The sequence below is a fragment of the Psychrobacillus mangrovi genome (assembly GCF_037104765.1).
GTDB classification, from domain to species: domain Bacteria; phylum Bacillota; class Bacilli; order Bacillales_A; family Planococcaceae; genus Psychrobacillus; species Psychrobacillus mangrovi.
In genome coordinates this window covers 37,430-49,500 of sequence record NZ_JBAWSY010000014.1, presented here as the reverse complement: position 1 = coordinate 49,500, position 12,071 = coordinate 37,430, and the positions used below count along the sequence as shown (strand labels likewise).

At 35.3% G+C, this 12,071-nt stretch carries 10 protein-coding genes; all 10 read left to right on the top strand.

Annotated features, from left to right (window positions below; all coding sequences use genetic code 11):
* Positions 1-12: 12 nt before the first annotated feature.
* The 10 genes from dnaB (at position 13) to WAX74_RS15475 (ending at position 12,014) form a co-directional block, all read left to right on the top strand.
* Complete coding sequence (dnaB, locus tag WAX74_RS15520) at positions 13-1,368, top strand: replicative DNA helicase (RefSeq protein ID WP_336498583.1); 1,356 nt, start codon at positions 13-15, stop codon at positions 1,366-1,368.
* A gap of 148 nt (positions 1,369-1,516) precedes the next feature.
* The gene (locus WAX74_RS15515) at positions 1,517-2,803 is read left to right on the top strand and encodes an adenylosuccinate synthase (RefSeq protein WP_336498582.1); all 1,287 of its coding nucleotides are present in this window, start codon (positions 1,517-1,519) and stop codon (positions 2,801-2,803) included.
* A gap of 359 nt (positions 2,804-3,162) precedes the next feature.
* Positions 3,163-4,638, top strand: coding sequence for a M23 family metallopeptidase (locus WAX74_RS15510; protein WP_336498580.1), 1,476 nt, complete (start codon positions 3,163-3,165; stop codon positions 4,636-4,638).
* 243 nt (positions 4,639-4,881) lie between these two features.
* Positions 4,882-5,586, top strand: coding sequence for a response regulator YycF (gene yycF, locus WAX74_RS15505; protein WP_336498578.1), 705 nt, complete (start codon positions 4,882-4,884; stop codon positions 5,584-5,586).
* 5 nt (positions 5,587-5,591) lie between these two features.
* Entirely contained in the window at positions 5,592-7,418 is a 1,827-nt protein-coding gene (gene walK, locus WAX74_RS15500; protein ID WP_336498577.1) for a cell wall metabolism sensor histidine kinase WalK, read from the top strand.
* Positions 7,409-8,743, top strand: a complete 1,335-nt coding sequence (locus WAX74_RS15495) for a YycH family regulatory protein (protein WP_336498576.1) — start codon at positions 7,409-7,411, stop codon at positions 8,741-8,743. The genes walK and WAX74_RS15495 overlap by 10 nt, the downstream gene beginning before the upstream one ends.
* The gene (locus tag WAX74_RS15490; RefSeq protein ID WP_336498575.1) at positions 8,730-9,530 is read left to right on the top strand and encodes a two-component system regulatory protein YycI; all 801 of its coding nucleotides are present in this window, start codon (positions 8,730-8,732) and stop codon (positions 9,528-9,530) included. Before WAX74_RS15495 ends, WAX74_RS15490 begins: the two co-directional genes overlap by 14 nt.
* Positions 9,531-9,542: 12 nt before the next feature.
* A complete protein-coding gene (locus WAX74_RS15485; RefSeq protein WP_336498574.1) occupies positions 9,543-10,331 on the top strand; it encodes an MBL fold metallo-hydrolase in 789 nt (262 codons plus the stop codon).
* A 139-nt stretch (positions 10,332-10,470) separates the two neighbouring features.
* A complete protein-coding gene (locus WAX74_RS15480; protein ID WP_336498573.1) occupies positions 10,471-11,679 on the top strand; it encodes a S1C family serine protease in 1,209 nt (402 codons plus the stop codon).
* A 149-nt stretch (positions 11,680-11,828) separates the two neighbouring features.
* Positions 11,829-12,014, top strand: coding sequence for a CxxH/CxxC protein (locus WAX74_RS15475; protein WP_336498572.1), 186 nt, complete (start codon positions 11,829-11,831; stop codon positions 12,012-12,014).
* Positions 12,015-12,071: the final 57 nt, after the last annotated feature.

The window sequence follows — 12,071 nt, the reverse complement described above, 5'->3', positions numbered from 1 at the left end:
GGAGAGAGGTCAATGAGCGATCCATTATTGGACCGTGTTCCACCACATAACCAAGAAGCTGAGCAGTCTGTCATTGGAGCAATATTTTTAGAACCGCAAGCATTAATAACAGCAGCGGAAATTATTATGCCGGAAGACTTTTTCCGAGTAGCACATCAGAAAATATTCCAAACGATGCTTCGAATAAGTGATCAAGGGAAAGCAATCGATGTTGTCACTGTAACGGAAGAACTTTCTGCCAAAAAAGAATTAGAAGATGTTGGCGGTATTTCTTACATAAGTGAGATAGCTAATGCAGTACCTACAGCAGCAAATATCGGACATTACGCAAAAATTGTAGAAGAAAAATCAATACTACGCCGTTTAATCCGTGTTGCTACAACTATTGTTGAAGATGGATTTACAAGAGAAGATGAAGTAGAGGCCCTATTATCAGAGGCTGAACGAAAAATGATGGAAGTTGCCAACAGAAAAAATGCTGGTGACTTTCAGCATATTAAAGATGTTTTAGTGGAAACATATGATAACATCGAAAAACTCCATTCGAGAAAAGGCGATGTTACAGGTATTCCAACAGGATTCCGAGATTTAGATAAAATAACTGCTGGATTCCAACGAAATGATTTAATCATCGTAGCAGCTCGTCCATCCGTAGGGAAAACTGCATTCGCATTGAATGTTGCACAAAATGTTGCAACTAAAACCGATGAGAATGTAGCAATTTTTAGTCTAGAGATGGGTGCAGAACAGTTAGTTATGCGTATACTTTGTGCAGAGGGTAATATTGATGCACAAGTATTACGTACAGGCTCTTTAACAACAGAGGATTGGCGAAAACTAACGATGGCCATGGGTAGTTTATCAAATGCTGGAATTTATATTGATGATACACCAGGTATTCGTGTGAATGAAATACGGTCAAAATGTCGAAGATTAAAGCAAGAGTCTGGATTAGGTATGATTTTAATTGATTACTTGCAGCTAATCCAAGGTAGTGGCGGCAGTCAAGCTAATAGACAGCAAGAGGTTTCTGAAATTTCGCGTTCGTTAAAAGGACTAGCTAGGGAGCTACAAGTACCTGTTATTGCCTTATCACAGCTCTCCCGTGGTGTGGAGCAACGTCAAGACAAAAGACCAATGATGTCCGATTTACGTGAATCGGGATCAATTGAGCAAGATGCGGATATTGTTTCGTTCTTGTATCGAGAAGATTATTACGATAAAGAAACGGAAAATCAAAACATGATAGAGATCATCATTGCAAAACAACGTAATGGCCCAACTGGGACGGTGACTCTAGCATTTGTGAAGGAATTTAACAAATTCGTTAATATTGATTGGAGCCAGCATCAAGCTCCACCAGCATAAGAAAAGGGTAAGAACACGAACGATAAATGTTTTATTACATTTATATGTTCGTGTTTTTACCTAATATCGGTTGACTATGAGACCATAGCTTGGTACAATTACACTGTTTGAATCAGGACATATAAAATGTCTGACGGAGGTGTTGGCAATGCCATCAGTAGTAGTGGTAGGTACACAATGGGGAGACGAAGGAAAAGGGAAGATTACAGACTTTCTATCCGAGAATTCAGAAGTAATCGCACGTTACCAAGGTGGTAATAATGCGGGGCATACAATTATTTTTGGAGGAGAAACATACAAGCTTCACCTTATTCCTTCAGGTATTTTTTACAAAGATAAAATCTCAGTTATCGGTAATGGGATGGTAGTGGATCCAAGAGCACTTGTAAAAGAACTTAAAGGTTTACATGATCGAGGAATTACGACAGAAAATTTACGTATTTCTAATCGTGCACACGTTATTCTTCCTTATCATTTAAAACAAGATGAAGTAGAAGAAGCTCGTAGAGGTGCAAATAAAATCGGGACAACAGGTAAAGGGATTGGTCCAGCTTATATGGACAAAGCTGCTCGTGTTGGGATTCGTATTGCAGACCTATTGGATTATGAAATATTTAAAGAAAAATTAGAACGTAATTTAGAAGAAAAAAATAGAATGTTTGAGAAGTTTTATGAAACAAAAGGTTTCACTGTAGATGAAATTTTGGAAGAGTTCTATAGTTATGGTCAAGAAATTGAAAAATATGTAACAGATACTTCAAAGGTATTAAATGACGCTTTAGACGAAGGCCGTCGTGTATTATTTGAAGGTGCACAAGGTGTTATGCTTGATATTGACCAAGGTACATATCCTTTTGTTACGTCTTCTAACCCAGTGGCGGGTGGGGTAACAATTGGTGCTGGTGTAGGTCCAACAAAAATTACACATGTTGTTGGTGTATGTAAAGCGTATACTTCTCGTGTAGGAGATGGCCCATTCCCAACAGAATTATTCGATGAAATTGGTAGTCAAATTCGTGAAGTTGGTAAAGAATACGGTACAACTACAGGAAGACCACGTCGTATTGGATGGTTTGATACTGTAGTTATTAGACATGCTCGTCGCGTAAGTGGTTTAACAGATTTGACTGTTAACTCAATTGATGTATTAACTGGTTTAGAAACTGTAAAACTTTGTACTGCATATAGATACAAAGGTGAGTTAATTACTGAATATCCAGCTAATCTTCGTATTCTTGCTGAGTGTGAGCCAGTATATGAAGAGCTACCAGGTTGGAGCGAAGATATTACAAAATGTAAAACACTTGATGAACTACCTGAAACGGCTCGCCATTATTTAGAGCGTATTTCACAACTGACAGGTGTACCAATCTCTATCTTCTCTGTAGGACCAGATCGTACACAAACAAATATTATTTCTAGTGTTTGGCGTTAATAAAACGCCTAAATTAATTAACTGCCAAGAAGATTTTTATTTTCTTGGCAGTTTTTTTGTCGAAATAAACCAATTGAATCAATTTTTAATCTTCCATTATGACAAATATAACAGAGAATAATGAGAGAATATGTATAAACTACTGATTTTTTGGTAAAAGATTAGATATAAGTTGTTAAAATATTTATTGATTCATATTAAAATAGAATATAATGGAATTATATTCAATATAATGGTTCTAATTATACAGTTTCTTTACAAAGCGTCCTATTTCTATACTAGATTAAGTCAATTATGTTAAATTAAAAGAGCCTGAAAAAAGGAAAGTAATTTTTTATGAACTTGGAAGGGGCTTTATCATGTTTTTGAAAAGAAAGAATGAAGAACAGAAGAGTAATTATTTAGAGGTTCTTTCAAACAGAAGATCAAATATAATGAAAAAAGCAGCAGTTTCAATGTTACTTATTTCAAGTGTATCTATTAATATGGCTTTTGCAAATGAAAGTGAAAATAATACTTTAAAAGAAATCTACCATATATACTCAAATGGAAAATATGTCGGAGCATTATCTGATAAAAAAGCAATGCAGACCATGTTAAATGCAAAAGTGAAGGATTCAAGCTCCCAGTACGAAAATCTCCCTTTAAAAGCTGATTCCAATCTCTCGGTAATACCAGAGCAAGTTTTTACTTCATCTACGAACGATGATGCTACACTTCAAAAGTTAGAGGAACTTATAGAAATAGAAGCAACAGCATTTGCATTATCTATCAATGACGAGATGGCAGTCTACGTCAAAGACTTGGAAGCATATCAAGAAGCTATCCGAAAACTAAAATTACATTTTGTAACAGAAGATGAGTTAAACGAACTGGAAGCAAGAAAGAGTACTATTGAAACTTTACCCGAATTAAAAGAAAATGAAACGCGTATTAAAGAAATAATTTTAAAAGAAGAAGTTTCTGGAGTAACAGTTGATGTAAACCCAGAAAAAATTGTATCACCGGATGATGCCGTTAAACTTCTATTAGAAGGAACACTAGAACAAGAGACGTATAAAGTAGCAGAGGGAGATGTATTAGGCACGATTGCCAGTGATCATAACTTAACAACAGATGAGTTGATGAAAATCAATCCTGGTATGACCGACTCTACGTTGCTACAAATAGGTCAAGAGATAAATGTAACAGTTTTAAAACCACTTATTAATGTAGATGTACTGTATGAAAAGAAAGCAATTGAAGTAATAAACCATAATAAAAAAATAGAAGTATCAGAAGAAATGTATAAAGGCGATACGAAAGTAAAACAAGAAGGTACTGATGGTAAGAGAGAAGCAACCTATCTTGTACGTAAAGAAAATGGTGTGGAAGCAGGCCAATCCGTTATTGAAGAAACTGTTTTGGTTAAACCAAAAGATCAAATCACTTTAAAAGGAACAAAAGTAATGCCTTCTCGTGGATCAGGAGAATTTGCTTGGCCAGCTGAAGGTGGATATATTTCAAGTAAAATGGGTCACCGTTGGGGACGTCAACATGAAGGAATTGATATTGCAAGACCAAGTGGGTTTGACATTAAAGCAACAGACAATGGAGTTGTAGTAGCTGCTGGATCGGACGGTACATATGGTAATAGAGTAATTGTCGATCACAAAAACGGGTACAAAACAACATACGCACATCTATCTTCTATAAGTGTTAGTGTTGGAGATGTCGTTCCCCAAGGTTCTAAATTAGGGATTATGGGAAGTACGGGTCGTTCAACTGGAACTCACTTACATTTTGAAGTAGAAAAAAATGGAGTTACGATTAATCCGTTGACCGTGTTAAAATAATAGTATGGAAGAGATAGTCACTAGATTGGCTATCTCTTTTTTAATTGAGAAATGGCATACATAGGTACATGAAGAATGATTGTAAAATAAATTTCCCAGGAAATATTTCGACAAGCATCGACTAATTCAATTTATGGTATTCTTAAATTAATGCGATTAGTTCAAAAGCATGGTAGAGTAAGAGAATGAATGTAAAAGATAAAAACATTTAAATAGATCAAATTACGAAAAGAGGTTCAACTGATGAGTAAGAAAATATTAGTAGTTGATGATGAAAAACCGATTGCAGATATACTTCAATTCAATTTGAAAAAAGAAGGTTATCAAGTATTTTGTGCATATGACGGCGATGAAGCATTAAAAAAGGTAGAAGAATTTCAACCAGATTTAATGCTATTAGATATTATGCTTCCAAATAGAGATGGAATGGAAGTATGCAGAGAGATTCGTAAAAGATATGATTTTCCGATTATAATGCTAACTGCAAAAGATTCGGAGATTGATAAAGTACTTGGTTTAGAATTAGGTGCGGATGATTATGTAACTAAACCATTTAGTACGCGTGAGCTTATCGCACGAGTTAAGGCAAATATGAGAAGACATCAAACGATTCAAGAAGATGCAGAAGTAATAACAAATGATATTACAATTGGTCCACTAATAATTCAACCTGATGCATACTTAGTGTTAAAGAGAGAGGAAACAATTGAATTAACACATCGAGAATTTGAATTGTTACATTATTTAGCGAAACATATTGGACAAGTGATGACTCGTGAGCATTTACTTCAAACGGTGTGGGGTTATGATTATTTTGGAGATGTACGTACGGTAGATGTAACCATTCGACGTCTACGAGAAAAGATTGAAGATAATCCAAGTCATCCAACATGGATTGTAACTAGAAGAGGCGTTGGTTATTACTTACGAAATCCTGAACAGGAGTAGGAAAAATGCAAAAGGTTGGTTATTTTAAATCAATTCACGTTAAGATTGTTTTGATTTATATTTTGTTAATAATTATCGCCATGCAAATAATCGGTTTGTATTTTGTGAAAGAACTCGAGGAAACGTTAAAAGACAACTTTCAAGAATCGATTAAAGATCGTGTAAGTCTTCTAGTATTTAGTACAAGAGAAGAAATCATAAAAGTTAGAAATGAAGAAGAAGACGCATCCATAGAACAAAGTTTGCGTTCTATTTTGTATGGACTTAATTCAAATGATATAAAAGAAGTTCGAGTGATCGATGCAAGATATCAAATTCTTGCAACATCTGATATTAACAATCAATCAATCGTAGGGCAAAGATCATTGGATGAACTCGTTAGATTTTCCATAACTTCTGCAACACCTTTTGATAATATTTCCCTTGATCCGGAATCTAAAAAGAGAATTTGGATACTAGCTACTCCTATTGTCGATAAAGGAGAAGTAATTGGTTCTCTATATATAGAATCGAATATTGAAAATGTATTTGGTCAAATGAATGAGATTAACCAAATTCTCGCAGGTGGGACTGCTGTTGCATTAGTGATCACAATTGTCCTTGGGATATTAATAGCACAAACTATTACACGACCTATTTCAGATATGCGAAGACAGGCACAGGCAATGGCAAAAGGAAACTTTTCAAGAAAAGTACGTGTATATGGCAATGATGAAATTGGTCAGCTTGCTATAGCCTTTAACCACTTAACAAACAGATTACAAGAAGCACAGTCAACAACAGAAGCCGAAAGAAGAAAACTTGCTTCTGTCCTTACCAATATGACAGATGGAGTTATCGCAACGGATCGTAAAGGAAGAATTATTTTAATTAATGATCCAGCACTTCGATTATTGCGAATACCAAGAGAAATGGTTCTAAACCGTCCTATTGTTTCTGTGTTAGGAATTGACGCAGCACAATCATTTGAAGATTTGATATATTCGAAGGAGTCCATAACGCTTGATTTTAGTACGTATGAACGACCTTTTATATTGCGTGTAAACTTCTCGGTTATACAAAAAGAAACTGGATTTGTGAACGGGTTAATTGCAGTTCTTCATGACAACACCGAACAAGAGAAAATCGATATGGAACGTAGAGAATTTGTCGCCAACGTATCGCATGAGCTGCGCACTCCACTTACAACAATGAGTAGTTATTTAGAAGCCTTAGCAGACGGTGCTTGGAAAGATGTAGAGATTGCCCCATCCTTTCTACAAGTAACACAAACTGAAACACAGCGAATGATTCGTTTAGTAAATGATTTGCTTCAATTGTCTAAAATGGATAGCAGTGACTATGATCTGAATCGAGATATTGTGAATTTCAATGAGTTTTTCAATCGTATTATTGATCGATTTGAATTATCGAAGTCTCAAAATGTAACATTTCATCGAATGCTTCCCAAAACGCCTTATTATGTAGATATAGATACGGACAAACTTACACAAGTAATTGATAATATCATATCAAATGCATTGAAATACTCACCAGATGGTGGAAATATTCGCTTTGGAATAGCTGTTAAGGAACAAATATTGAAGGTGATGATTTCGGATGATGGTATGGGAATACCTTCTGAAAATGTTAACCGTATTTTTGATCGTTTTTATCGAGTAGATCGTGCAAGAGCACGGTCAATGGGTGGAACAGGTCTAGGTTTAGCAATTGCCCGGGAAATGATTGAAGCCCACGGGGGGAAAATTTGGGCAGAAAGTGAAGAAGGGCATGGAACAACTGTCTTTTTTACACTTGATATTGTAATGGATGAGGAAGGTGAGTGGGATTGAAGTATATTGAACAAGTAAAATCAGTTATTTTACTTCTACTCATCCTATTAAGTCTTACATTGACCTTTACTATATGGACTTTTTCTCCGTCATACAATACAAACGATACACCTATCGTTGATATTGCAATTGCGGAGAAAAAGAAAATGGAGGACGTTGTTAAGCCATACCGCCTTTTATATAGTCATGAGGATAAACTGACGGGTTCTACATCTCCTCTAATTCTAGAAAAAGTATTTAGTTCTATGAAAACTTGGGAATTACAAACGGTAGAGCCTTTAAAGAACAAAATAAGTTTTCAACAAATAAATGAATACATTCGGACACCTAATCGATTAACTTTCTTTTATCCTGCAGAAGTGCCGATTAAGACATTTAGTAAAATATTGTCCTTTGATGATCGTAATTTACCGGATGCTTCGTTCAATCGTTTAGTAATAGATTGGAATAAAACGCCTGATGAAGAAGTCCATTTATATTTAATTAATACAATAAAACAAAAAGTGTATACAACACACGTTGATAAGGTGGATAAAGAAACTTTTTCCGCGAATATTTATAAACAATCTATTAGCTTATCGCCTTATAATGAAATAGAAAGAGAAGGTCAACTTTCTCTCTATGCTTCGAATAACCCAGAAAATATAATGGGCTTTACGTATTATTTAGAAGATATATCAGTAGCACCAGAAAAGTTTAGGAATGCCCTTTTTTCAAATCCTAGTCTTGTTCAAAGTAATCCAAAAGGAACTAGTGGTAAGGAATATTCTGATGACAGTGCACTGATGATTGTTAATTACATGCCTTTGGAATTGAGATATGTCCATCCCGCCTCAGAAAGTAACAATGCCGGTAATCCTGCCGAACTTGTTCAACAAACTGTAAATTTTGTTAATGAGCATAATGGGTGGACGAACGAATACCGATTACATCGAATTAATCCTGCTACGCTACAAGTGAGTTATCAACTATACTTGTATGGAATGCCTGTTTTTAGTAAGGACACGTCAACGGAAATCATGCAACAATGGGGAGAAAATCGTGTTTATCGATATAATAGACCATATTATACATTAAACGAATCTACGCCTATTAAAACAAGGGACGTACCATTATCTTCAGGACAGGCGACTTATGATTTGATTTCAACCATTTCAGATATCAATATGTCATCAGTAGATGAGATTTTAGTTGGTTACAATTTGTCTAAGGATGATGAACAGCCATTACTAAATCTAGAGCCTTCATGGTATTATTTAATAAATGGTTCATGGAAACAGGTATCCCCAGAGTTACTGGGAGGTGGCAATTATGGATTGGAATAAAACAAAAACAATATTCATTATTGTATTTTCTATTTTAAATGTATTTTTATTTTCTCTATATTTAAATAGATACAATGATGCTATCGATTTAGAAGTATTGAGTGATGCAACAATCGAGGATCGACTTTTTCAAGATAATATTACAGTTCCAAAAATGGATATAGATATTAAAGAAGCTTCTTTTGTTTCCGGAAATACGCATAATTTCATTTTAGAAGAATTAGAAAAGTTGCCAAATCAGACAATTACAGTGGACGGTTTAAAATTAACAAGCACGTTTGATAAATCTATTTCAATAACGGAAGAAAATACAGTTGAAAAGTTAGTACGAGAAAATGTATTACGTGGTAACTCATACGGTCTATGGAAAACAGATGAAGAAAATAAATCAGCAACCTTCTTTCAAAAAGTAAATAATCGATTTGTTTACTATAACCAGAATGCTACCTTAGTTGTTTATTGGAATGATCAGCAAGAACTAGTTCGATATGAACAAAAAATCTTGGACAATTTAGAGGATTATGATGAAGACAAGACTTTATTATCTCCTATACAAGCAATAAAAGTATTATATGATGGTGGACTATTAAAGCCTGACTCCATAGTAAAGGAAATTAAATTAGGCTATTCTCGATTAATAGAACTAACCGAAACACAAGTATTTGCACCAACTTGGCATATCTTAGTTGAGCTTCCAGATGGGACGAGGGAAGATCATTTTGTAAACGCCATCGAGGGAAGAATTGTTGAAATCCAAAAAAATCAGGAACAAGCAGTAGTAAAGTAAGGAGTTTTACCGATGAGATTTAGTGTATTGGCAAGTGGTAGTAGTGGAAATGCAGTTTATGTGGAAAATGAGGAGCATTGCTTTTTAGTAGACGTAGGTTTAAGTGGGAAGAAAATAGAGCAACTATTTAATGAAATCGATCGGGATATAAAAAAACTTTCTGGTATTTTTGTTACACATGAGCACAGTGATCATATTAAAGGATTAGGTGTTATTGCAAGAAAATACGGTTTACCTATCTATGCAAATGAAAAAACATGGTCTGCGATGGATTCTCTGATAGGAAATGTTCCCGTAGATCAACGATTTCAATTTGACATGGAAACAGTTAAAACATTTGGAACGGTAGATATTCAGTCTTTTGCTGTCTCACATGATGCAGCAGATCCGATGTTTTACGTCTTCCATGAAAACAATCGAAAGCTTGTATTGATAACGGATACTGGCTATGTAAGTGATCGGATGAAGGGACATATCAAAGGAGCAGATTCCTTTGTTTTTGAAAGCAACCACGATGTAAGCATGCTACAGATGGGACGCTACCCTTGGTCGGTTAAGCGAAGAATTTTAAGCGACGTTGGACATGTCTCCAATGAAGATGCTGCTGTCGCAATGAGTGAAGTAGTGGATATTAAAAATACGAATATTTATTTATCCCATTTAAGTAAAGATAACAATATGAAAGACCTTGCTCGTATGAGTGTGACACAAACTCTTGAATCCTGTGGAATTATTGCGGGTGAATACGTACATTTACATGATACGGATGCTAATAAGCCAACTGAGTTAGTCGTTGTATAAGTTCCAAAAGCAATTTTATGCTTTTGGAACTTTTTTCATATACATTTTATTAAACTTTTAATAAATTTTCATCTATTTTTAATGTGAATTGGGTAAATTACTAATATGAGCATATAGGTAAGAGGAAAGGAAGATGTAAATGGACGAATACAATCCGTATGAACCGGAGAAACCGGAAGAGCCAAAAAAAGAAAAGAAAAGAGGTCCAGCTGGATATTTTTTTAGTGCATTAGCTGGAGTGTTGGTAGGTGCGTTGCTCGTTTGGTTTTTAATCCCTTCCGTTGTAACAAATCTACCATCAGAAAATGAAACGAAATCAAATAATATACAGGAAAAAAAGCGGCTATCTGTTGATGTGACAACAGATGTAACAGGAGCTGTTGAAAAGGCTTCAGGAGCAGTAGTCGGAATCACTAACATTCAGTCTGTTACTGATTTTTGGAGTAATTCTCAATCTAACCAAGAGGCTGGAACAGGTTCTGGTGTTATTTATAAAAAAGCCGATGGGAAAGCATTCGTTATAACAAATCACCACGTAGTAGAAGGTGCTAAATCATTAGAAGTAACATTAGTGAATGGAACGAAAGTGGAGGCTAAACTTGTTGGTAGCGACATTTGGAGTGATCTAGCTGTTCTTGAAATTGATGGCGCTGGAATAGATTCAGTTATGGAATTTGGGGATTCCGATGCATTAAAGCAAGGCGAAACAGTAATAGCGATTGGTAACCCACTAGGATTAGATTTTTATGGTTCGGTAACGACCGGTGTTGTGTCTGGTAAAGATCGTGCAATCCCAGTTGATTTAAATGGAGACCAAGTAGTGGATTGGCAAGCAGAGGTTTTACAGACAGATGCTGCGATCAACCCTGGTAACAGTGGAGGAGCTTTGATCAACTTAGCAGGTCAGCTTGTTGGCATAAACTCCATGAAAATTTCTGAATCGACTGTAGAAGGGATTGGACTTGCAATTCCTGTTAACACGGCAATTCCAATTGTTGAAGATCTAGAGCGAAATGGAAAAGTGAATCGTCCTTCTATGGGTATAACTCTTCTAGATTTAACAAATGTCCCTTCATTTCATCAAAAAGAAACATTGAAATTGCCAGCTGAAGTGACTACAGGGGTAGTAGTTGATGAAGTCGTTCCAAATTCCCCAGCAGCGAAAGCTGGAATGCAAACATATGATGTAATTGTTGAAATGGATGGAAAGAAAGTAGAAGACACGATTGATCTACGAAAACATTTATACAATGAAAAAGAAATTGGAGAAGACTTAAACGTTAAAGTATATCGACAAGGAAAAGTTGTGGAGCTTACACTGAAATTAGTAGAAACAGATGCATTATAAACATGTGGATAACTTACAAATGTAAATAATAGATTTACACAGCGAGTAGGAAGAGAAAAGCTTGTCTTTCCTACTCGCTTTTTGTTTGTTAAAATAGGCTGTGGATAAGAAAGAACGATTTGTGTATAACCCTGAAGAAAAATAAGATAATGAAAGGAAGCGAAAAATTGAGAATATTCAGTTGCGAAACCCATATAAATCAAGCTTTAGATATGTTTGTTGCCGAACAAAAAACCTTTCCGATGTTAGAACGATTAACGGATGAAGAGAAGTTATCCACAAAATGCACATACTGTAATGTCGCATCAATATATATTGTATCTGATGAAAAATAGAGCACAAGATGTAGATAACTATTGTGGATATGTGTATAAGTAATGTGCATAACTTGT